At 55.5% G+C, this 19385-nt stretch carries 28 protein-coding genes and 1 tRNA gene; 16 read left to right on the top strand and 13 right to left on the bottom strand.

Going from position 1 to position 19385, the window contains the following annotated elements:
• From PMI27_RS23735 to PMI27_RS30240, 8 genes are all read right to left on the bottom strand, one after another.
• The gene (locus PMI27_RS23735) at nt 1–2016 is read right to left on the bottom strand and encodes a phage terminase large subunit family protein (protein WP_008153632.1); all 2016 of its coding nucleotides are present in this window, start codon (nt 2014–2016) and stop codon (nt 1–3) included.
• Between the two features lie 4 nt (nt 2017–2020).
• The gene (locus PMI27_RS23740) at nt 2021–2623 is read right to left on the bottom strand and encodes a hypothetical protein (protein WP_008153630.1); all 603 of its coding nucleotides are present in this window, start codon (nt 2621–2623) and stop codon (nt 2021–2023) included.
• A gap of 166 nt (nt 2624–2789) precedes the next feature.
• Complete coding sequence (locus tag PMI27_RS23745; RefSeq protein ID WP_008153629.1) at nt 2790–3134, bottom strand: phage holin family protein; 345 nt, start codon at nt 3132–3134, stop codon at nt 2790–2792.
• A 527-nt stretch (nt 3135–3661) separates the two neighbouring features.
• On the bottom strand, nt 3662–4027 hold the full coding sequence (locus PMI27_RS23750; RefSeq protein ID WP_008153628.1) for a PA0613 family protein: 366 nt from the start codon (nt 4025–4027) through the stop codon (nt 3662–3664).
• Nucleotides 4020–6236, bottom strand: coding sequence for a VapE domain-containing protein (locus PMI27_RS23755; protein ID WP_008153627.1), 2217 nt, complete (start codon nt 6234–6236; stop codon nt 4020–4022). The genes PMI27_RS23750 and PMI27_RS23755 overlap by 8 nt, the downstream gene beginning before the upstream one ends.
• Nucleotides 6226–6453: a TraR/DksA family transcriptional regulator gene (locus PMI27_RS30245; protein ID WP_030128525.1), complete on the bottom strand. Its 228-nt coding sequence runs from the start codon at nt 6451–6453 to the stop codon at nt 6226–6228. The genes PMI27_RS23755 and PMI27_RS30245 overlap by 11 nt, the downstream gene beginning before the upstream one ends.
• On the bottom strand, nt 6446–6964 hold the full coding sequence (locus PMI27_RS23760; RefSeq protein ID WP_008153626.1) for a phage regulatory CII family protein: 519 nt from the start codon (nt 6962–6964) through the stop codon (nt 6446–6448). The genes PMI27_RS30245 and PMI27_RS23760 overlap by 8 nt, the downstream gene beginning before the upstream one ends.
• Nucleotides 6965–7295: 331 nt before the next feature.
• A complete protein-coding gene (locus PMI27_RS30240) occupies nt 7296–7553 on the bottom strand; it encodes a hypothetical protein (RefSeq protein ID WP_008153625.1) in 258 nt (85 codons plus the stop codon).
• Between the two features lie 80 nt (nt 7554–7633).
• On the opposite strand from PMI27_RS30240, the gene PMI27_RS23765 reads away from it, so the two are divergent.
• The 12 genes from PMI27_RS23765 to PMI27_RS23810 all read left to right on the top strand — a co-directional run bounded on the left by PMI27_RS23765 (nt 7634) and on the right by PMI27_RS23810 (nt 13037).
• On the top strand, nt 7634–8359 hold the full coding sequence (locus PMI27_RS23765; protein WP_008153624.1) for a S24 family peptidase: 726 nt from the start codon (nt 7634–7636) through the stop codon (nt 8357–8359).
• Between the two features lie 293 nt (nt 8360–8652).
• Nucleotides 8653–9243: a hypothetical protein gene (locus PMI27_RS23770; protein ID WP_008153623.1), complete on the top strand. Its 591-nt coding sequence runs from the start codon at nt 8653–8655 to the stop codon at nt 9241–9243.
• Between the two features lie 9 nt (nt 9244–9252).
• Entirely contained in the window at nt 9253–9537 is a 285-nt protein-coding gene (locus PMI27_RS23775; protein ID WP_008153621.1) for a phage antirepressor KilAC domain-containing protein, read from the top strand.
• A 25-nt stretch (nt 9538–9562) separates the two neighbouring features.
• Complete coding sequence (locus PMI27_RS31840; protein ID WP_177327850.1) at nt 9563–9703, top strand: hypothetical protein; 141 nt, start codon at nt 9563–9565, stop codon at nt 9701–9703.
• Entirely contained in the window at nt 9696–10016 is a 321-nt protein-coding gene (locus PMI27_RS23780; RefSeq protein WP_008153620.1) for a pyocin activator PrtN family protein, read from the top strand. Before PMI27_RS31840 ends, PMI27_RS23780 begins: the two co-directional genes overlap by 8 nt.
• A 1-nt stretch (nt 10017) precedes the next feature.
• Nucleotides 10018–10215: a hypothetical protein gene (locus PMI27_RS23785; RefSeq protein WP_008153619.1), complete on the top strand. Its 198-nt coding sequence runs from the start codon at nt 10018–10020 to the stop codon at nt 10213–10215.
• Between the two features lie 55 nt (nt 10216–10270).
• Nucleotides 10271–10690: a hypothetical protein gene (locus PMI27_RS23790; RefSeq protein ID WP_008153618.1), complete on the top strand. Its 420-nt coding sequence runs from the start codon at nt 10271–10273 to the stop codon at nt 10688–10690.
• Entirely contained in the window at nt 10687–10908 is a 222-nt protein-coding gene (locus tag PMI27_RS23795) for a hypothetical protein (protein ID WP_008153617.1), read from the top strand. Before PMI27_RS23790 ends, PMI27_RS23795 begins: the two co-directional genes overlap by 4 nt.
• Entirely contained in the window at nt 10905–11447 is a 543-nt protein-coding gene (locus PMI27_RS23800; RefSeq protein ID WP_008153616.1) for a hypothetical protein, read from the top strand. The genes PMI27_RS23795 and PMI27_RS23800 overlap by 4 nt, the downstream gene beginning before the upstream one ends.
• The gene (locus tag PMI27_RS0229140; protein WP_008153615.1) at nt 11444–11716 is read left to right on the top strand and encodes a hypothetical protein; all 273 of its coding nucleotides are present in this window, start codon (nt 11444–11446) and stop codon (nt 11714–11716) included. The genes PMI27_RS23800 and PMI27_RS0229140 overlap by 4 nt, the downstream gene beginning before the upstream one ends.
• Nucleotides 11713–11967, top strand: a complete 255-nt coding sequence (locus tag PMI27_RS23805) for a DUF4224 domain-containing protein (protein ID WP_008153613.1) — start codon at nt 11713–11715, stop codon at nt 11965–11967. Before PMI27_RS0229140 ends, PMI27_RS23805 begins: the two co-directional genes overlap by 4 nt.
• Before the next feature lie 2 nt (nt 11968–11969).
• The gene (locus PMI27_RS23810; protein WP_008153611.1) at nt 11970–13037 is read left to right on the top strand and encodes a tyrosine-type recombinase/integrase; all 1068 of its coding nucleotides are present in this window, start codon (nt 11970–11972) and stop codon (nt 13035–13037) included.
• A gap of 210 nt (nt 13038–13247) precedes the next feature.
• Here the strand turns inward: PMI27_RS23810 and PMI27_RS31735 are convergent, their stop codons facing one another.
• Entirely contained in the window at nt 13248–14306 is a 1059-nt protein-coding gene (locus PMI27_RS31735; protein WP_008153610.1) for an AbiJ-NTD4 domain-containing protein, read from the bottom strand.
• 541 nt (nt 14307–14847) lie between these two features.
• Between PMI27_RS31735 and PMI27_RS23820 the strand changes: the two genes are divergently transcribed.
• Nucleotides 14848–15618 carry a hypothetical protein gene (locus PMI27_RS23820; RefSeq protein WP_008153609.1) on the top strand — a complete coding sequence of 257 codons (771 nt, stop codon included), beginning with the start codon at nt 14848–14850 and terminating at the stop codon, nt 15616–15618.
• Between the two features lies 1 nt (nt 15619).
• On the opposite strand, the gene PMI27_RS31100 is transcribed toward PMI27_RS23820, so the two are convergent.
• The 4 genes from PMI27_RS31100 to PMI27_RS23825 form a co-directional block, all read right to left on the bottom strand.
• The gene (locus tag PMI27_RS31100) at nt 15620–16168 is read right to left on the bottom strand and encodes a hypothetical protein (protein WP_150113506.1); all 549 of its coding nucleotides are present in this window, start codon (nt 16166–16168) and stop codon (nt 15620–15622) included.
• A 221-nt stretch (nt 16169–16389) separates the two neighbouring features.
• Entirely contained in the window at nt 16390–16953 is a 564-nt protein-coding gene (locus tag PMI27_RS31095; RefSeq protein ID WP_008153607.1) for a hypothetical protein, read from the bottom strand.
• A 435-nt stretch (nt 16954–17388) separates the two neighbouring features.
• A tRNA-Cys gene (locus tag PMI27_RS0229125) sits at nt 17389–17462 on the bottom strand.
• A gap of 203 nt (nt 17463–17665) precedes the next feature.
• Nucleotides 17666–17887, bottom strand: coding sequence for a DUF3079 domain-containing protein (locus tag PMI27_RS23825; protein WP_008153606.1), 222 nt, complete (start codon nt 17885–17887; stop codon nt 17666–17668).
• A 172-nt stretch (nt 17888–18059) separates the two neighbouring features.
• On the opposite strand from PMI27_RS23825, the gene PMI27_RS23830 reads away from it, so the two are divergent.
• From PMI27_RS23830 to PMI27_RS23840, 3 genes are all read left to right on the top strand, one after another.
• The gene (locus PMI27_RS23830) at nt 18060–18407 is read left to right on the top strand and encodes a hypothetical protein (RefSeq protein WP_008153604.1); all 348 of its coding nucleotides are present in this window, start codon (nt 18060–18062) and stop codon (nt 18405–18407) included.
• A 93-nt stretch (nt 18408–18500) separates the two neighbouring features.
• Complete coding sequence (locus PMI27_RS23835; RefSeq protein WP_008153602.1) at nt 18501–19031, top strand: iron transporter; 531 nt, start codon at nt 18501–18503, stop codon at nt 19029–19031.
• Complete coding sequence (locus tag PMI27_RS23840; RefSeq protein ID WP_008153600.1) at nt 19032–19364, top strand: cupredoxin domain-containing protein; 333 nt, start codon at nt 19032–19034, stop codon at nt 19362–19364.
• The last annotated feature ends 21 nt before the right edge of the window (nt 19365–19385 follow it).

The following is a 19385-nucleotide window of genomic DNA, read 5'->3' as shown; positions in this document are numbered from 1 at the left end:
TCAGCGTCTCTTCAGATAACCGCTGGTGGAGCTGCGGCGTTGAGGTGGCGGTGCTGCCGATCGCAATGGCACGATCGGAGCAGTAGGTTGTGGAGCCGATTGCAGTGCAGCAACCGGTGTTGCTGGTCCGGTGACACGTTCGCCTTGAACAGGCTTGATGCCCAATGCGTCGTCGAACAGACCAGACTGCGCCAGGGACTGACGCACGCGCTCCCAGTCGTGTTCCTTGTAACGGTTGAGGCCCAAGTAATGCGCCATGGCCAGGCAATACACCATCAAGTCGAGTGCTTCGTTACGCTCAGCCTTACCCTTGACCCACTCAATGCGCTTGTGGCCGCGTATGTAGCGCGCAACCTTGCGCTCCGCGACGCACTGGTCGAAGAAATCGTCCGGCAGGTCATTGGCAAAGTGCAGCGCACCCGGCCCGGATTCGAACGGGTAGCGGTTGTAGATCCAGTCCTTGGCCGTGTCGGTACCGACGAACCACAGCTCGGCGCCGTTGCGTTCGGTCTGACCTTTCCAGGTCACGTCAACCATCGACGGGCGTTGAGCAATGACCGGCTTGCCGGGCTTGCTCGCCCCCTTGATGGCGAACACGTTGCGCCAGCGGCGTACGCGGCAGAACTGATAGACCTCATCGGTGTGGTGACCGCCGGAGTCGACGGCCACCGCGAGAATGCCGAGGCCGACACCGCACGGATGGCGATATTTGGCCTTGAGCAATTCGTCCAAGGCAGCCCAGGTGCGTTCGTCTGCGGGATCACCCGAGACCACCTGGTAGTCGACGACCCAGCGCTCCATGCCGGCGCCCCAACCCATCGCCATGAACTCCAAGCGGTTCGCCTGGACGTCGACGGAGCCGGTAATCATCAGCACCGCCGCCGGCAGTGAGCCGAGGGTGAAGCCTTCCAGCCGCGCCCGTTTTCTCAGTACATCGGCTTTGGTTTGCTCTTGGGCTGCGTCCCAGACTTTCGCCAGGCGGGTGTTGTAGAACACCTGCATCGGTTCCAGATCGCCTTTGGCCTGGGCCTTTTTGGCCTTCTCGAATTGCTTGGCCAGCGACTTCCAGTCCATCCAACCAAGCGGCGAATACAACGCGTTGAGGTGGAAGCCAACGGTCTCGCCGTCGCCTTCGGCATGGGCACGCCACTCGCCGTTGGCGAGCATTTCGCCCTTGTGGTATTCGTCGATCAGCACGTCACACTCAGGCCCGGCGCACTGGTAGTGCACCACGCTGAAGTCCATCGAGTAGTGCAGCCGTTCCCACTCAAGGATTTGCATGTGCCCACACGTCGGGCATGGCACGTAGTAGTGACGCTGGTCGCTGCCATCGAACAGGTCGGAGATCCGCGAGGCGCCCTTGATCGTCGGCGAGCTGGAGAAGTAGAACTTGGCGTTGCGGCCAAAGGTACTGCCCCGGGTTTCCGCCAGCTCGATGGGGTCGCCCTCCTCGCCGATGTCGACTTCCCAGCGGTCAATCTCGTCGCCGTAAACGTAGCGCGCCGACAGCTCCGATAAGTTGGCGGCTGAGCCAGCGGTGGTGACGTACAACGTGCCACCCTCGAACTCCTTGGTGTCCATGGTGTTGCGCGAATCCCGCGAGCGGTTGGCGGCTACACGTTCGCGCAGCACCGGTGTCGCTTTGATCGTTTTGCCGATCCGCGAGGACACCCGTTTGGCCAAACCCAGGCTTGGTAGCAGCGCCAGGATATTCGACGGCGCCATGTGCATCAGGCCGCCGATCCAGTTCAGCCCGATCTGGGTTTTCATCAGCTGCGAGGCGACCATGGTGATCACGCGCTTGCAGGGGTGAGCCGGCGACAAACAACGCATCGGCTCGCGGGCATACGGTGTACGCGAGGTGCGGTACTGGCCCGGCTCAGCGGCGCCGGTGTCACGCGGGATCCGCATGTACTCATCGGCCCACTGATCGATCCAAACGTCCGGGTCGGGCCGTAGCCCACGGAAATACGCCTCGCGGTACACCTCTGCACCGTCAGGAATTTCCATGGGCATCGGCTTAACTCGTGGTCAGTGCGTGTTCAAGGTCTGCTGAAGACATGCGCTCTGCGTCTTCCAGCGAGCGGCGAATCGCCGCCGTGAGGTGCTTTTCGATTTCCCAAGGGTCCGTCATCGACGCCAGTTCGGGCGCCAGTTGCGGAGGCATACCTAACAGTTGATCGCGCAGCATGCGACCGGCGTTGTAGGCGCCGGTCCGAACCGCCGCCATGGCCACTAGAGAGCCCTTGGCCTTGTGCAACTCGATCTCGGCGAGCTGTGCCAGGTTGTGCTCGCGCAATGCGCGGGCCTTCTGGAAGTCAGGCAGCTGCCCCGCAGGGGTGATCACGAGCGGCGGCGCAGCCATTGAAGTCGGCTCGGCCTGACTGGATAGCTGGCTGTAAACGTCACGCTGAAGCCGATCCTGGTGGTGGCGGTCAGCGACGGCGGTTTTACTGGGGTCAGCGGTGTCGCGAATCAACGCTTCGCTGGCCGTGACATCGACCTGTTTACCATCGGCGCTCAGCACTAGGCGGTTGTTGTTTTTCAACCAGGTGATGTAGCTGGGCGCCCTGCCGATCCGAGCCGCGAAGGCGCTCTTTGACAGGTACGTTGGTTCTGTCATAAGCCCTCCTTTTCAACGGCTTTTCAATGGAACCTTTCGATTTCAATGGATTGAATTTCAGTAAGCTGGCAACCCTGCCGCTAACAACTTCCCGCGGGTTTCCGACCCCGTACCCCCGGAATGCCCCCAGGGTCCCCGGCAGTTTTCGGCGCCCCGAAACGGTGCGTCACCCCTGCTCGCCACCTGCGGGTGGCACTTCGCAGACGCCCAGTCGCTTGGCAGCCCAGCGCTCGTACAACCCGATGGCAACATCGGCCCCCGCCATCGCGGTCAGGCAGCCCATCGCTGATGCGGTCCAGATCGAAACCCCAGCGGCGTGCAACAACATCATGGTGGACAGCCCGCAACCAACGCAGGCACCGGACCGCAACGCCAAGCGCCGCAACAATGCCCAGCCCCGCGCCCCGTCCTTATCGGCTCGCCACATCTCCCCCGACACGCCACCAACCAGAGCCAGGGCGATCACTAACCAAATCGGCATCTCTGCCAGCGCTTGTTGCTCGTTCGTCATCGCCCTACTCCATAAACGCAAAAACCCGGCGCAATGGCCGGGTTTGGTGTGTGGTGCCTGCCGCTCTCTGCGGTCGCACCTATCGAAGATGGGTACTTTTTACAGGTGGATTTTACTGGCAGCAAGCTAGTTTTAATGCCATGGAGCAATACGGGTGCAACGTGGGTGTGACGCAGGTACAACAGGGGTACAACGCACTCAATCGGCTATCGCTTCTGGGTTCCCTGTCCTACCTGTCCCACTATGCAGAGTCGAAGTAGGACAGCTACAGGCGCCTAAATTCGGGGCTCTGCCCTACTGTCCTACTTTATTTACTCTTTTCTTGTGTATAGAGAGAAAACTAAAAGCACGCGTGCGCGCCATGGGCGAGACTACGTGTCCGCTATGCTTACGTGTGCATGGGGCGGGCAGAGGTTGGACAGTAGGACAGCCCAGCAACGACGCGGCCTGCACCTGTCCGACTGCACTAAATGGCAGTCGGACAAGGCCGGACAGTAGGACAGCGGCACGCGGAGTGATGCCAGGGTTCATGCAGCCTTACCCATCAGCATGCCCTGAATAAACTCATGGGCTTCGTGCAACCGCATGTAGTAGGTTCGAGAGCTGCATGCACAGTGCAGTAGCTTCTGCGAAAGGAAGCTTTCCTGGTTGCAATAGTGCTCCAACACAACCAAGGCTAGCCGGGGCGGCAAGTGCTTGTGAACAATCAGCTCGATATCCGCCGATTCATCCAGCAGCACCCGACTGCCTCGAGTTCCGCGTATCAGCTCGCCCTTGCACTCCATCAACATCGCAATCATGTTGCCGCCACCAGATCCGGCAAAGTCGGGGTTCATCGGCGAATGCAGATCCTGCGCCCAGAGCTTCAGCATCTCATCAATTCGCTTAATCAAAGCAAGGCTCCTCTACCAGGGGCGCCTGCAACGCAGACACACGCCCCCAGGTCTCTGGCTTCTGATAGGCCCATTGCCGGACGCCGCTCTTTGCCAACGCCGGCATGCGCTTCTTTCGCCAACCCAGGCGATGCATGATCGCACCGACCCGCATCTGCTCCGGCTTGCCCCAATGGCCATAGTCCAACTTGAGAGCCTGAGTCAGGATCTCGTTGCCGGTGGCGGTTTCGCCTATCTGCGACTCCTCCAGCCAGCTCAGGATCGGCCCTTCCCACTCGTCGACAACAAAGCGCTCGTCTTGGGCTTCAGCGAACATCCAAGACTCGTCCTTCGTCACCCACCAGATATCGCCAGCCTCGAAGCAGAACACCGCTTCAGCCCACAACTGGTCGCGGATCTCACGTAGCGTTTCCAGATCGACCTTGTTGCAGAACACCGGCCAGTAACGTCGGTTGCCGGTGGCGTCCTTGAGGTATTCCTCTTGGTTGGTAGTACCCACGAACACACACTGTCGTGGCACATCGTTCGTTCTGCGGCCGTAGCTTTCGCGGTAGGTATCAGTAGATGCAGAGAAGAACTGCTTGGCCTTGGTGCTTTCAGCCTTGTTGAAGCTGTCCAGCTCCCCCAGTTCGACGATCCACTTGCCGCGAATCGCCTGGAAGCTGTCCTTGTCGCCGAGTGCAAAAGGGGTATCCATGAACCACTCGCCACCTAGAATGCCCATGGCTGTGGACTTACCTTCACCCTGCCCGCCTTCAAGGATCATCACCGAGTCGGCCTTGCAGCCAGGGCGCATCACCCGAGCCACCGCCGAGATCGGCCAGCGCTTACCGACTTTGGCTGAGTATTCGTTGGCATGGACCCCAAGCACGTCCGTCAGCCAGGTTTCCAGCCGAGGGACGCGGTCCCACTCAAGCTTCTCCAGATACTCACGTACCGGGTGAAAAGAATGGTCGTGGGCAACCACACTGACTGCCTCGATCACATGGGACGCTTTGACCCGTAGGTTGTATTGCTGCGCGAGCCACTTCATCACCCGCATGTCATCGATATCGGCCCAATCACCGGCACCGCCGCCAAAGGGCGCCGAGCGGAGCTTGACGATCTTGGAGCTGAACACGCTGTAACCAATGACACCTGCCCAGCGTTCGTCATTGCCCAAGATCAGCTCGACGTTTTGCATGTGCGCAATCAGAGAGCCGTTTTCGGTACGAGCCAGTTGATCCTTCCAACCACCAGCTGCAGGAGGCTTCACCACCGCCAACACCTGGCGGCGTACAGCCTCCAATCCTTCCGCAATATGCAGGTCGTTGAAGTCAGTCCACTTGATTTCGCGCTCACCAGAGAAGACTGGCGCGACCACTTGGCCGCCGACGATCAACGCGGCGTTGTTGGCCTTTTCCTCACCAGGGTTCCATGGCTCGCCATTCGGACGCTTCGTCTTCCAGTCATCATCCCGGCAGAGGATCAGCGGGCAACCGGGAAAACGCTCCCGCATGGCCTTAGAGACAGGTAGCAAGTTGCCCGCATCGAAAGCAATGGCGACCGTCAGCGAGGTCGCCATGTGCAGACTGGCGCCTGTGGCGTACCCCTCACACACGAGTACTGGCTCCCCCGGTTCAGGGTGCGGACCGATCAAATGGAAAGCGCCCTCTTTCGACATGCCGTAGGGCCAGTAGGCTTTGTCGCGACCGGTGTCTTCTTGTTTTGCCGGGAAGACCACCTGCAGGCCGACGATCTGATCCCGCACGTTGCACATAGGCACCAAAAATGCGCCGGTACGTGGCGCATAACGAACCTTGAACCCAACGATATGCTTTCGATCCAGGTAGGCGCTCTTGCCCTTTTCCGGCATGCGCTTGAACAAGCCGGCTGCACGGTTGGCTGCTCGCCGTGCCGCGTTGGCAGATACCTCTGCGGCCTTACGTTTGGCGTCTTCCTGCCGAGCACGCATGACTTCGCGCTCTTCCGGACTCATGCGCCCGGCCTTCACCTTGATCTTTTGCGACTCGCCCGAGCGCCAGTCACCGAAGCTACCGAAGATCAGCGTTTCGTTCTTCTCAGTGTGATGCTCGTGGACGACGTACCAGCCGTTTTTCTCCTTGCCCTTGTCCTGGGCGGTCTTGCACCTGGTGAGCTTGCCATAGATCAGCGGCTGTTCAGGCTCAAGGCCGTAGTCTGCGAATTGATTCAATACCTCATCGAGCATGCCGGGCCTCCCGAGCTTCGTCGATGGACTGGCAGATGACGCACTGGGTGCAACCTGGCAGAGCCAACCGACGCGGCTCTGGAATAGGTCCGTCGCAGCCTTCACAGAACAAAAATGAATGCGCCGCCAAGGCAGGCTTGGCGGCGTTCCGTGCAGCCAGCGCCTGATCTAGACGCTCCTGCACCAGGTCATTAGCAAAATCAGCAATGTCAGCCACGATCAATACCCCGCGTCGTCTGATTGACGTAGGTAGCGCGGTTGAACATTCCCAGCAGCCCTTGAATACCGCGAAACACTTGAAAGCGGATCTCGGCCAGTTCGCCGTCATCGACCTTGCCATCGCCAATGCTCTTGGCCCAGGTATCAGCCAGGTCCGCGACTTGCCGGAAATAGGCGGCAATGCCGGTTGTCAAAGTCTCGGGCATATCGTTGGTGTATGCCTCAGCCAGCTCCTGCCAGGTGGTGTCTCCTACCATGGCGTGTACCGCATCCAAAATGCGGCGGTCCTTGGTCAGCTCCAGGATCTCGCCGAACTCCTGAATGTTCACCGTGTGGCTCGGATGGGTGGGAGACAACTTATGCTGCAGCGTGGTGGCGTTTCTGCCGGTGGTGGCGGCAATTGCAGCGGCGCCGCCGGGATAGTCCCGAGCAGCATGGTAAAGCGCTAGATCGAGCGGCAGGATTTCCCGCTGCGCCCGTTCTACACAACTCAGAGCGATTCGGCTCATGGCATTAATCCTTGAAAGTTGCCAGTGCCTCACGACATGTAGTGGTGATACATTTGTCGTGTGGCTTGAAGAGGCCCAAACGCCGGCGAGATCTCAGGATCGACACCGGCACCGTGCCGAGGCGAACGATCCGTCGTTCACCTCCGGCGCAACAGCTGCCCAATCTGTGGTGGAAAAGGCAGCAACACCAAGGCATCCATGCCTTGGTGTTGCGCGCTAAAGATCGACGGTTTGCATGTGGTGTGCCCGCCTTTCTTTATCGCGACCCGACAGCACTGTGGTGGTGTGTATCGGGAGGAACTGGGCGGCCCTTGGGTCGCCTTTTTTCTATCTAAGCTGCAGCTTTTTGTGGGGTCGACGCATGAAGCAACCAAGCCGCATCAAAAGCATTGCCCTTTTGCTCCGCAGCAATTGCCAAAAGCGTGGCGTACTGAGTTTCACCGGTGTAATCGGTTCGCGGCAGGCTGGCTGCCAGACGCCATTTATTCAGTGCCTGATAGCTCCGGTTGCATACCTTTGCGGCAGCACCGATGCCCCCTACGGCTTCAAAAGCAAACGCGATGGCATTTGGAAAGTCTGACGGGTTCAATTTTTTGGCCCTCTATTCAACTGTTGGTTGATAGTAAAGGTCAACTGACGGATTAGCAACTTCTATGTGATCATCAACCCATGATTGATAAAGAAAATTTACGACACATGTTCGCCGAAAGGCTCCACGCCGCCCTAGACGCTAATAAGGTCCGCAAGCATGGGCGAGGTGCTGACGTCCTCAAGCAACTGAAATCAAAAGGCGTCATCAAGACGCCCCAAGCGGTCAGCAAATGGCTCAATGGCGCAGCTATGCCGGAAGTCGATAGCCTCACTGCGATATCTGATTGGTTAGGTGTACGCAGAGAGTGGCTTGAACATGGCGTAATGCCTGTTTTCCCTGATGAAGCGCCACCTAGAAGCGTGGCCAGCAATATAGACAATGTGCAGACCACCGATACCAAAATGGGTAAGGTTCCGCTGATCTCGTGGGTTCAAGCCGGTTCATGGTGCGAAATGGGTGCTAGTGTCCAGTCCTTCGATGCGGAGCTTTGGCTCCCCTGCCCGGTCAATATCAGCAAATCCGGGTATGCATTACGCGTTGTTGGTGACTCCATGACCAACAACGGCCCAGGCAGAAGTTATCCGGCAGGCTCCGTAATCTTTGTAGACCCGGAGCTTGCTGTAAACAACGGTGATCGGGTCATAGCAACATTACCAAGTACCAACGAGGCGACCTTCAAAGTCTTAGTTCATGACGCCGGGAAGCACTACCTGAAGCCTATAAACCCACAGTATCCGATCATGGAACTCACTGAAGAAATGCAGATTTGCGGGAAAGTCATCGGCACTTTCACCCCTGAATGAGCCTTTTCCTTTTCCCTAGGCTGTACAGAAAGACACCAAAATTCACCTAGCAGTTGTTGACATGATTTAACCTATGGTTGATATTCGCCTCACTCTTCCACCACAGAGCGAGGCAATACCGTGCACACCACAGCAACTCTGCATGTCCATCCAACTGCTGATGAACCCTTCCGCATCCTCGAAGTTCGCCGCATCGCGCGTAATTGCGGCTGCATGTTTATCCCTAGTAAATCAAAGACCCAGGCTCGTACCACGCCTGCTCCGTTCAACCCGAACGACGGAGGCCGGGCAGCATGAACAAGTTCAAGCTCGACAATCGCACCCTGCAATTGCTCAATGCCCAGGTCAATCTAAGTGGCACCTTCAACCACGTACTCAGGTCGGCCCCCAAGCGCGAAGCCGTGTCGTTTCGCCTAAAGGTTGAACGCAACGCATCGGACACTCTCTTCGTCATCGAGCCAGGCAGCGAGCGCCACACGCTGACCTTACGCAATGAAAAAAAGATGCACCTGAAGCTGGCAGACTTCATTGAAGAGATCATCAACGGTCCGCTCGACGCCACCAGCACAGCCGATCTGCAGAACACTCCGCACGCAAGCCGCCAATATGCTCGGTTCGATACTGAGCACAAACAGCGCGTGTTCGAGTTGGTGCGTACCGGTGGCGTGGTGAGCCTCGACATGGGTTTTGAACTGCCGATTCATGTCGCGATCCATCGAACCCAAACACGCACCGGCGTCACCACCATCATGAGCATCGGCGTGAAACGCCCGCGCACTAAGTGCTTCACCGTGTGCGGTACCGATGCAGAGATCTACGAAAAGGTTGCCGAATCCATCAACCACCTAGCTGCTGTGGCGACTCCCGCCGCGCATGCAGCCTAAGGAGGAACTATGGATCGCACTCTCGCCCAAACCGCCAAACACCTGGGAATCACCCGTCCCAAGCTGATCAGCCTCATGAGAGAAAAGGCGCTGCTCAACTTGCAGAACCTTCCAGCTTATCCGAATCGGGATCGTGAGTATCTGGGAGTCAAAAACGGTAACTGGTATCACGAGAAGCTCGGCATGCAATACAGCCAGTCAACCCGGGTGAAGCAAACCGGCATTCGTTGGCTCGCCGAGCAACTGGGGCTGAACCTACCAGAAATCCCGGTAAACAACCGTGACGTGGCCTAGAGAGTACGCCCGCCAGATCGTCGCCATGCAAACACGCGAGGAACGCAATGCCGCGCTCCTTGAAGTGCCTGACCATCTGCGGGAGTTGACCAAACGTCACTGCCTGAACGCCTGGAATCACCCGTCACGACTTAAACGCAAGGAGGCTGAGCAGCCGCATGAATAACGCAAACCAAACACCGCTACGACTACTTCCCGCGCCGGATAGCTCCACCGTCGAGATGCTGCACCGCCTCTTCGGCGACGTGCTCATCCCCCTCGAAAAGCTGCGCGTGCACTACTTCAAGAACCTCAATGAAAAGACGTTCACGGAAGCGATCAACAGCGGGCGGATTCAACTCCCGGTGACCACCATTGACGAAAGCGTGAAGGCATTGAGGTATGCGCATATCAGGCACGTTGCCGCGTTGATCGACATCCGCGCCTACAAGGCAGACGAAGACATGCCGCGACCGTCAAACGACAAGCCGGAGGCGTGACATGTCACTTCTCAACGAATGCAGGCATTGCCGAGCGGCTCTGTCGGCCGAGGAAACACCCGACCGCCTTTGCGGCGAGTGCTGTTTTTTTGCGGTCGATTACCGGCGTTACGACGCATTGCGCGATGAAGGCTACATGCAATACCAGGCCAAGCTGATGTGCGGACTGATTGACCCACCCGATCCAGACGACGAATAACAACCACCTAACGGCTGCCACCACCAGCCAAGCGAAACCACCAGGAGCACACCACATGACCGCAATACAAATCTACACACTGATCGTTCTGATCTTACTCGTCGGCCTTACCTATTGGGCAGGCTATCGCGGCGGCCTTATCGACGGCCGCCTCGACGGGATCGACGAAGGCAAAGACATTCAGCAGTCTGACAACTCGGAGGCGATCCACAACCTGCGGCTCTCGCTTGACCAGGCACGTAATAATCACAAGCAACTTTACTCCCACTACGAGCGCGCGTTGGCCGCCTCGAAGCTGGGGGAACCAGCGCGCCAAACCCTTCTGGAAATTGCAGAAAAACTGCGAATCGCGGCTGAGACGTTCAGCGCATTCCGAACCGGGAAAAAACTCGAACGCGATTCACTCGCCCTCCGCGATCAAGCGCTCGCCATGGCCATCCTCCTGGAGCAAACAGCACAGGAGGATGCAGCATGAATCGCCCTACCCCGATGCTGCGCCTGACACCCGAAGCGGCCGGCGCTCTGCAACATCAATACACCAAAGCCACCACCGAATTGATGGACCTGACGCGCTTTCGCAAAGAGTTCGACCGGCAACTGGCCCCACTGGTCGGCAACGAAGCCCTGCGCAAACTTCACAAGGACACCAAGAACGCGCTGCTACTGGCGGACCTGGCCAAGGAGGCTGCATGAGCCAAATTCTGACCGTGACCGGCAAGCGCTTTGATCTGCATGAACCAGACGCCGACCTCATCGACCCACGCGACATCACCCACGCGCTGGCGCATTTATGCCGCTTCAACGGCCACACCCGTGAGTTCTACAGCGTGGCGCAACACTCGTGCATGGTCGCCGACCTGGTGCCAGAAGAAGACAAGTTGGCGGCACTCCTTCACGACGCACCCGAAGCCTACATCGGCGACATGGTGCAACCGCTGAAGCAATGGATGCATGCCTATCAAGACGTCGAGCAATGGATTTGGGACCGCATCTGCACCCGTTTTAACCTCGCCCCCGAACTACCGGCATCCGTCCGCCTTGCCGACCTTGTTGCACTGGCTACCGAACGCCGCGACCTAATGCCCGCCGATCCGACCATCTGGGATTGCCTGATCGGCATCGAACCCACGGCCGAAACGATCCGCCCATGGACCGCCACCGAAGCACGGCTCACGTTTCACCAGCGCCTGATGGACCAACTCGCTATCGAACACCGGAGGAAAGCGGCATGAAGAAGGACCAGCACACCACCCAAGCATCGACCGCTTTGCTCCGCACTGCCAATGGTGTCAACACGCTAGAAACAAACAGCCTCTGCTGCGCAGCAGCAGGCATTATTGCCCCCCTCAGCGCCACTGCCGAGGCACTTATACCCCACGAAAAGCTGCGCGGGGCAGCGCTCGCTAATGCAACGCTAAACGCTCAGGAACGCCCGCCCGCGCAGCCTGTTGTGGGGTATACGCAGGCTCAAGCTGTCACCATCGCTCAGGAGGCAGCATGAACATAGAGAACTCATTTCAGCTGCCGAGTGAGACGCTTACAGAAGACGAGTTGGCCGCTATTACAGGCTACAAGATTCCGTCCTGCCAACGTCAGTGGCTGCAACGCAATGCTTGGGAACATGTGCTCACAGCCGCACAACGCCCCGTTGTAGGTCGCGTGTACGCCCGCCTGAAGCTAGCCGGGGTGAAACCATCAGCAACCAATGCTGTAGCTGAAACATGGTCCCTTGATCTTTCACGTGTAGGTTAACGATGCGCCAGAAGAAAGCCGCAAATCGGGATTTGCCGCCACGGATGATCCGCCGCAGCCGCAAAAGAAAGAATGGCAGTACATGGGTGGGCTACTACTACAACGGGCGGGACGCCGAAGGGAACCGAGTCGAAATTCCGCTCGGTGGCGACCTCGATGAAGCCAAAGTCGAATGGGCACGTCTGGATCGCAAAGCCACACCCAAGCCTGCTCACCTGATGGGCAGGTTTTTCGACGACTACGAAAGAAAGGTCATCCCTGGGCTGAAGCCCGGCACTCAAAAGGACTACTTGAAAGGCCTCAAACAACTACGCAATGCGTTCGAATCAGCCCCTGTAGACGCGGTCACCCCGCAAGTGATCGCCCAGTATCGCGACGCTAGAACAGCAAAGGTGCGCGCCAACCGCGAGATCGCCCTCCTCTCGACCATATTCACCTTTGCCCGCGAATGGGGGCTCACTGAAAAGGCAAACCCTTGCGCCCGCTTACGCAGGAACAAAGAAACACCCCGCGACTTCTACGCAGGCAAAATCGTTTGGGATGCGGTTTACACAGAGGCACCGCCCGAGCTGAAAGACGCAATGGACCTAGCCTACCTGACCGGCCAGCGCCCCGCCGATGTGCTCAAAGCATCAACTGCCGACTTGAACAACGGGTTCCTGATGGTAGGCCAGGGCAAGACTGAGAAACGCCTGCGCATCCGCCTACACGACGGCACAGACGCATCAGGGCTCAGCACCTTCCTCGATGCCCTGCTCGAGCGCAAAACCATAGCCGGCATCAGAAGTTCAAGCCTGATCACCAACCAGGCTGGCCTGCGAATGAGTTACGCAATGCTGAGAAATCGGTGGGATGAAACCCGAGAAAAAGCAGCCGCGAAGGCCGCAGCCGAAGGTGATGCAACGCTTGCCGCCGCGATCCGCCAGTTCCAATTCCGCGACATCCGACCAAAAGCTGCCAGCGAAATTGACGACATTAGTCATGCTAGCCGCCTGCTTGGCCACTCAACGCAGGAGATGACGAAAAAGGTTTATCGCCGTGTTGGTGAAATTGTGCGACCAACAAAATAACTATGGGGCGCGATGGGTCGCTACCAGTAGGTTATCCCTGAAAGGACAAATCGACCCAAAGCGGCCGTTGGCCAAAGGCAGAAAACGATCCGGTGCAGCCGTTCGGCTGATCACTCCCAAATGACCGCTACGCAGACACTAGGTACTGCCGCCTATGGCAGTACCGTATCGAGTACATCAGCAACTCATGTCTGCGACGTCCCTACGTAACTACAGCCGCTTGATCAAGCTCTTGACCCAAGACATGCAGAACTCGATGGTTTGATCTATCTGCTGCGGTGTGAAATTGGGCATGTCTTTGGAACCGGGTCCATGTCCCAAGTCGTTCCGCACGTCGCTGTAAAACCGCTGCATTGATTGCCGTTCCCAGCTTTCGATGAATGCGCCATTCACCTTGCTCTCAAGATGATTCAGGAAGTCGGCCACACCTCTCTCATTACCGGTAGCCCACTTTTTGAGTTCGCAAATGATCTTGATGGTGCTTTCCAGTGCCTTCGCGGCATAAAACGATGGATCTCGGCCGCCGGTGTCTCTGCGATCGATCGCCTCGGCCATGTCAATGCTGACGTTCTTCCATTGCGCGTCCTTCACCAATAGCCAGAATGGCTGCTCGACTTGTTCTTGAAGCTGCTCGTCCTGAGTAATCTGCAAGTACCCATTGTGATAGTGCAGTGGCATACCAGCTTGCTTTAGGCGCTCGTTCAGTTCATCCACATTTGCTGCGAATGTCCGGTTCAAGCCCTCATTGAAGGCTCGGACGCTGTCGGACCGCGCGCCAGGAAGTGTCATGGGGATCCGGGGCATCCTATCTTTGACTTCGGCCTCGGCCAACCGTCGCGGAAACTCGGAATTCGCTTGAGCTACTTGCTCCTCTCGTGTGCGAAAGGCCAATTCGACGAAGCTTAGGCGACGCTTAACGAACATGTCGGGGTCCAGACCGTCAGTAAATTTGAGATTGAGCCACTGCTCGACCACGAAGTTCATGTTGTTCCAACCCGATTTCGTGTGAGGCTTGCCCATAAGCTCGGACTGATAGGAGTAGTACTTCGGCCACAGTTCCTTGACCCCGATCTCCATTGCCAGGCGATCGTGAATATCAGTCCAGATCGTCTTGACGCTCTCGTCGACCTTTTGGTCGTACCCGTAGTACTTCCAAATCTGCTTGTCGACGATTTTGTACGCCTGAACAAAGAGCGCAGATTCCTTTTGCCCGACGTTTTCGAACATTGGGCGATTCGCGTACCTGTGAAAGAAGACATCAGTAAGCATGGCCAATTCTCTAAATCCGCCAATTAGTGGTGACTTTCGAGGCAGGCGGGGTGCCTCTAGTCTATCCGAAGCATTCGTCCGAAGGGGTGGGATCACAGTCCGCTTTTGGCCGATTTCTGCCTGTCATGAAGGGCCTCTAACGACCGATTCTGTTGAAAAAGTCGGTCATCCAAAACTGCATGGTCATTGACCAGTGAAAACGCCTTTTTTGCACGCTGCTGCGTGAAATCTGCGACTGGAAACCTCTGCCAAAAGCAAAGATTTCAATCTCGGACGCGTACTTTTCAGCTGCGGAAACCAAGCCCGACTTTTTCAACAGAATCGACCCAAAGCAGACACTGATCCACGGTTCTGTTGTCAGTGCAGGCCTCATCACCGGCAAGCCAGCTCCCAAAGGAGTATCACCAGCTTCCTTTTCTGCGCTGTACCTGTGGCTGCCGGGCTTGCCGGCGATGGGTCGCCAATCACCCCCCCCTGCATTTTCATTCGTCTTATTGGCACTTGACTACACTTAACCTCACACGAACACGGAGTGCCACCAATGAAAATCAACCAAATAAACTCCATATATTTAGCAATCTTCCTAGCCATAGGCCACAGCGTGGCACAAGGCGCACCAATTCTATTGTTAATAGATGGGAAGGTGATAGATACCGCCCCCACAGAACCTGCATATCCAACATCAGAGGCAGAATGTGTAAACTTCATGGAAACGGCGACATCGACAATTGAGATAATTCAGAATGCGCACGAAAAGTGCTTGAGCGACAACGAAAATGAAAATGACACCGGCACGACTGGAACGGAGAATATATGCTCAAAGTCAGCGTGCCAGCAGCTTCATGACACCCGAAGCGAAATGCTGGAAAGAATCTCTAAAGCAAACTCAACCTGCAGGCAAAAAGTTGTTGAGTATAAACTCAATCAGCCTCTCAGCTCTCAACTAATTTTCTCACATGTCTCCTCTTCAATTCTGGATGAGCTCGAAGATATTTCAAAATCATCTGGAGTCGCTGCCTTAAATGAAAATGGTGTCGACATCACAGCTACTGATGAGCTAAAAGTCGACAGGGTACTTAAAAGATGTATAAAACTAATAACCCTAGAAGACCAGCAAAGCTGCTTGAGCACCATATCTGGCTGGGCAGAATCCGGTCTCAGTCATGCATCGCAGAACGCCATTATCAATAAAATCCAAAGTGCTTCTATGCAACGAATTTTTGAAAAAAACTCAGAGACACTAAACAGCTTGAATCAGTTGAAAAAATCCACTAACGAAGGAGAAGCAAGCGAAGATGGAAAAACCTTCTAGGTTATTTATTGCCACCATAAACCTGCAAAAAATCATCCAAATCAAACGGGGAATATTGCACCTTACCATTGATTTCTTCCGTACAGCTATTTCTACTGGTCACATAATAAGTACAGTCTCTCCCTAGACTTTCACTATCACGCGTGTGTTCGAAAGAGGACAAATCAAATGCCCAGCGTTTGTCTGCCAAAGCAGCTTTGCATTCCGGTCTGTTCATACAAGATTTTATAGCGGCGGAATATGCTTTTTCGCGACTCGGTTGCTCACATGCCCCCCCGAAACGCTTTTCTACGCGTATAGGGTCACCCGGAGGGAAAAATGTCATTAGCGCAAAAAAGCCATCACCACAACGCATCCACAGCTCAGGCTGGTCTTGATCAAAAGTTTCATTATGTTCTCTTGCCAACCCTAAAGCTTCATCTTCGTTTTCTGCCATTTGCAAATATGGCCCTGCAGGATCACGATTTAAATACCATACCCAAATATCCGCAGAAGCGTTCCCAGGAAAAAAACTGACAAGCCACGGAAGCGCCAAATATTTAATTTTCATACGATGTTCGCCTTGTGAGAATGTAAAATGGTAGCGCCAGTATAGTAACGAGCGGAGCATTACGTAGGCGTGGGTAGCAAAAGATTCATTAATTGAAAAATTATACCGTACGCCTTTTTTTCACGGCTTAAGATTTACCCGGCACAACCAGTTAAAAGCCGGTTATAGATGACACAAAAGCAGGAGCTCAAAAACCATTCAGTGCAATTCGCCCTTGATAGCTAATTACTATATTTCTCCAAGAAGGATTTTATGTCGAATCTTGGATAGCTCATTATTTCATCATCTCCTGGGTAATAACCGCCGGTAAAGCAAATTTTATAGTCCGGATTGCCAATATTTTGCCACACGCAGGTCTCATCATTGAGCCTGTCACTTCCCTCTACCTTTGCCCACCAGACGGTTATATCATATTGCAATGTGGTAAGTTCCCGTGCGCATGACGACTTTCTTTTACAGGACTCTAGCGCAGATCTTATCGCAGAATCTTTTGAAGATTTTTCACAGAAACCACCGGTCGATGACGCTCGCTCATGATTTTTAGGGAACGCTACTGCGCCCCTCGCCATCCAACCATCTTTTGGACATTCGGCAATGAGGTGTAATGTGCTATTCCATAAATCATTTCCTTTTGCATCAGCAAGTGCATCCTCATAGCTTTCGCCAACCCCCTCCACAGTTACGCGCAGATCTGTATCGTCCTCATTACTCTCCCATATCCATAAGCCAGCTCGCGCTTCAGAAACATGAATGCAAAAAATAAGAATAAGCAAGTAAGTCCGCATCGCACCGTCTTCACTTCAGTAGCTGAATTAAAAATCCAGTACGTGTGTATACATTCGATGTCATTGACAAACTGGACTTGTCTAAGGCGAGCTTCAGTCTAATTAAAGAAGCCAAATGCATCATGTCAAGCGATTTGTTGCTTAATGCAAAAAAAAAACGGTCAACATCGATTCAAGACCGGCATTCTAAGGACTATCACAGCGAGACGATGCTGCTTATCCATCAAATGGATGGGCAGGACGTGGCTTTTCGCTGGCCGACGACTGACCTGCAAGAATGACCGCTTTTGGCCGATTGCGGCCTGACATTACTCTGATCACAGGTGCCCCCGTCGTTCGCAGTTGCGGAACACCTACTGAAAATTGCGGAACACTTCACTTTCCTGAGGGCAATAAAAAACCCCGTAGATCATTGATCTACGGGGTTTTCAAGAGTGGAGGCCGAGGTCGGAATCGAACCGGCGTAGGTGGATTTGCAATCCACTGCATAACCATTTTGCTACTCGGCCTCAAACATCTGATGTCATGTAGCACAACATCAAACGCGTACAAACTTGGAGTAAGATTCGTGATCTAACTCCTTGAAAACATTGAGCTTTTTCAGCGGTCAGTGCTTTCGATGGCGTGAATTATGTACTGATTTCCCGAGGCTGGCAACCCCTTGATTTCAAAAAAAATTCCGTCAGGTGATTTCTATGTTTAACAGGGTTGCTCAGCCCTTCAGGCCGGGTTCGTCTGTCACGTCTTTTACCGCGATCAACGGATCAATACCCCAGTCGCCATGCAGATACCAATCGTCTCCGATCATTTCGGCCGGATGCATTGTCCTGTCGGAGCCATTGCCGCACGCCAGGGAGTTGGCTGGACAGTATCTGTCGCAGCCCCAGCAAATGCGCTCGGGATGCTTGGGGCTGATGGGAAAATTCTTGGCCATGTCGATCCCCGGTTTGCCTCTAGGATGTGCCTCCAACCTACATCCCTCGCGCAAAGGTGACCTTGATACGGATCAAGGTACGGCTAAGCTTTGTCCTGCCGGGAAATCGGTTACGCCATAGCGTTTTTCCGGCCCTTGGGCAGCCACATAAAAACACCTGGAGATGCTTCTTATGCCTGGTAAAAAAACACCTGCCGGAGAACAGAGCCCTGTTCGATTGTCGACCTGGGATGATGAAGTCGCGGAAAAATCACTCGATGCAGAAGCATTTTCCTCTCCCCCCGAATTGACCAATGCAGAATTGGTCCACCTACGTGTCCGGGTGATTGCCCTGGAAAACCTGGTCATCGCGTTACTGACGCAAGGTTCGGATCAACAGTTGGCCGTCGCCCGCGAAATGGCCGCCTACATTTCACCGAGGCCCGGTTTCACCCAGCATCCTCTGACGATTCACGCGGCTGCGCAGATGAACGATTGCGTCGACCGTGCCGAGCGATTTCGAAAGCGCTCCCAGTCATAGGCTTAATCGCTGAAAACTTGATAACAATCATTATTATTCGCAGGAAAGCTTCCTACACTCGAGCTCTCACTCGTTAGTGCCCAGGAAGACATCATGCGTACGACCTTTTCGCTGTCACTCGCCCTGCTCTTGCTCACACCGTTGGCTCAGGCCAAGGAATACCCGATCGGCGAACCTCAGTTGTGTCCGGGGCTGGAAGTCGGGGCGGTGTATTTGCAGCCGATCGAGATGGCGCCTGCCGGAATGATGCGGGCCACCGCGGATTCCGATGTGCATCTGGAAGCCGATATTCGCGCCACGGCGGACAATCGACAGGGCTTTCAGGAAGGCAGTTTCGTGCCTTACCTCAATGTCTCGTTCAACCTGAAAAAACAGGGCAACGAGAACGAACTCAAAGGCGATTTCCACGCCATGGTCGCCAATGACGGCCCGCACTATGGCGACAATGTAAAGCTGCTCGGCCCCGGCAAATATCAGCTGACCTTCACCGTCCTGCCACCCGGCGGTCATGGTTCCCTTGGCCGTCATACCGATAAGGAAACCGGCGTAGCCCCCTGGTTTGAACGCTGCGAATTGCACTACGAGTTCATCTACGCCGGTATCGGTAAAAAAGGCGGCTATTGAATGAAGCGCCTGCAGATTGCCTGGCTGATGCTTGCCGGAGCAGTTGCGCCGTTGACGGCTTATGCCGAGTTACCCAGCTATGAGCTGAGCCTGCGCGATGGCCACTTCTCCCCCGCCCTGTTGGAGGTGCCGGCCGGTCAGCGCTTCAAGATCATCCTGAAAAATATCGGTCAAGGCCCAGCCGAATTCGAGAGCACGCCATTGCGGGTTGAAAAAGTACTGTCGCCGGGAGTGACGACTTTTGTGGTCATTCACCCGCTCAGGCCAGGCCACTACCCCTTCTTCGACGAGTTCAATCCGCAACTGCCCGAGGGCGGCATCCTCGCGAAATAACCCGTTCAAACACGGAGTTTT

Origin of the sequence: Pseudomonas sp. GM41(2012) (assembly GCF_000282315.2) — a bacterium.
Taxonomy (GTDB): Bacteria; Pseudomonadota; Gammaproteobacteria; order Pseudomonadales; family Pseudomonadaceae; genus Aquipseudomonas.
This window is presented reverse-complemented; position numbering and strand designations above follow the sequence as displayed.

What these genes read in the sequence shown, in the direction of transcription:
- PMI27_RS23840 (WP_008153600.1), top strand. Translation starts at nt 19,032, where the DNA reads ATGAAGCGCCTGCAGATTGCCTGGCTGATGCTTGCCGGAGCAGTTGCG.
- PMI27_RS31095 (WP_008153607.1), bottom strand. Translation starts at nt 16,953, where the DNA reads ATGCGGACTTACTTGCTTATTCTTATTTTTTGCATTCATGTTTCTGAA.
- PMI27_RS23740 (WP_008153630.1), bottom strand. Translation starts at nt 2,623, where the DNA reads ATGACAGAACCAACGTACCTGTCAAAGAGCGCCTTCGCGGCTCGGATC.
- PMI27_RS23770 (WP_008153623.1), top strand. Translation starts at nt 8,653, where the DNA reads ATGAACAAGTTCAAGCTCGACAATCGCACCCTGCAATTGCTCAATGCC.
- PMI27_RS31840 (WP_177327850.1), top strand. Translation starts at nt 9,563, where the DNA reads ATGCAAACACGCGAGGAACGCAATGCCGCGCTCCTTGAAGTGCCTGAC.
- PMI27_RS23780 (WP_008153620.1), top strand. Translation starts at nt 9,696, where the DNA reads ATGAATAACGCAAACCAAACACCGCTACGACTACTTCCCGCGCCGGAT.
- PMI27_RS23810 (WP_008153611.1), top strand. Translation starts at nt 11,970, where the DNA reads ATGCGCCAGAAGAAAGCCGCAAATCGGGATTTGCCGCCACGGATGATC.
- PMI27_RS23775 (WP_008153621.1), top strand. Translation starts at nt 9,253, where the DNA reads ATGGATCGCACTCTCGCCCAAACCGCCAAACACCTGGGAATCACCCGT.
- PMI27_RS23825 (WP_008153606.1), bottom strand. Translation starts at nt 17,887, where the DNA reads ATGGCCAAGAATTTTCCCATCAGCCCCAAGCATCCCGAGCGCATTTGC.
- PMI27_RS23785 (WP_008153619.1), top strand. Translation starts at nt 10,018, where the DNA reads ATGTCACTTCTCAACGAATGCAGGCATTGCCGAGCGGCTCTGTCGGCC.
- PMI27_RS23795 (WP_008153617.1), top strand. Translation starts at nt 10,687, where the DNA reads ATGAATCGCCCTACCCCGATGCTGCGCCTGACACCCGAAGCGGCCGGC.
- PMI27_RS23805 (WP_008153613.1), top strand. Translation starts at nt 11,713, where the DNA reads ATGAACATAGAGAACTCATTTCAGCTGCCGAGTGAGACGCTTACAGAA.
- PMI27_RS23820 (WP_008153609.1), top strand. Translation starts at nt 14,848, where the DNA reads ATGAAAATCAACCAAATAAACTCCATATATTTAGCAATCTTCCTAGCC.
- PMI27_RS23735 (WP_008153632.1), bottom strand. Translation starts at nt 2,016, where the DNA reads ATGCCCATGGAAATTCCTGACGGTGCAGAGGTGTACCGCGAGGCGTAT.
- PMI27_RS23835 (WP_008153602.1), top strand. Translation starts at nt 18,501, where the DNA reads ATGCGTACGACCTTTTCGCTGTCACTCGCCCTGCTCTTGCTCACACCG.
- PMI27_RS23755 (WP_008153627.1), bottom strand. Translation starts at nt 6,236, where the DNA reads ATGCTCGATGAGGTATTGAATCAATTCGCAGACTACGGCCTTGAGCCT.
- PMI27_RS23790 (WP_008153618.1), top strand. Translation starts at nt 10,271, where the DNA reads ATGACCGCAATACAAATCTACACACTGATCGTTCTGATCTTACTCGTC.
- PMI27_RS23830 (WP_008153604.1), top strand. Translation starts at nt 18,060, where the DNA reads ATGCCTGGTAAAAAAACACCTGCCGGAGAACAGAGCCCTGTTCGATTG.
- PMI27_RS23800 (WP_008153616.1), top strand. Translation starts at nt 10,905, where the DNA reads ATGAGCCAAATTCTGACCGTGACCGGCAAGCGCTTTGATCTGCATGAA.
- PMI27_RS0229140 (WP_008153615.1), top strand. Translation starts at nt 11,444, where the DNA reads ATGAAGAAGGACCAGCACACCACCCAAGCATCGACCGCTTTGCTCCGC.
- PMI27_RS23760 (WP_008153626.1), bottom strand. Translation starts at nt 6,964, where the DNA reads ATGAGCCGAATCGCTCTGAGTTGTGTAGAACGGGCGCAGCGGGAAATC.
- PMI27_RS23745 (WP_008153629.1), bottom strand. Translation starts at nt 3,134, where the DNA reads ATGACGAACGAGCAACAAGCGCTGGCAGAGATGCCGATTTGGTTAGTG.
- PMI27_RS31100 (WP_150113506.1), bottom strand. Translation starts at nt 16,168, where the DNA reads ATGAAAATTAAATATTTGGCGCTTCCGTGGCTTGTCAGTTTTTTTCCT.
- PMI27_RS23765 (WP_008153624.1), top strand. Translation starts at nt 7,634, where the DNA reads ATGATTGATAAAGAAAATTTACGACACATGTTCGCCGAAAGGCTCCAC.
- PMI27_RS31735 (WP_008153610.1), bottom strand. Translation starts at nt 14,306, where the DNA reads ATGCTTACTGATGTCTTCTTTCACAGGTACGCGAATCGCCCAATGTTC.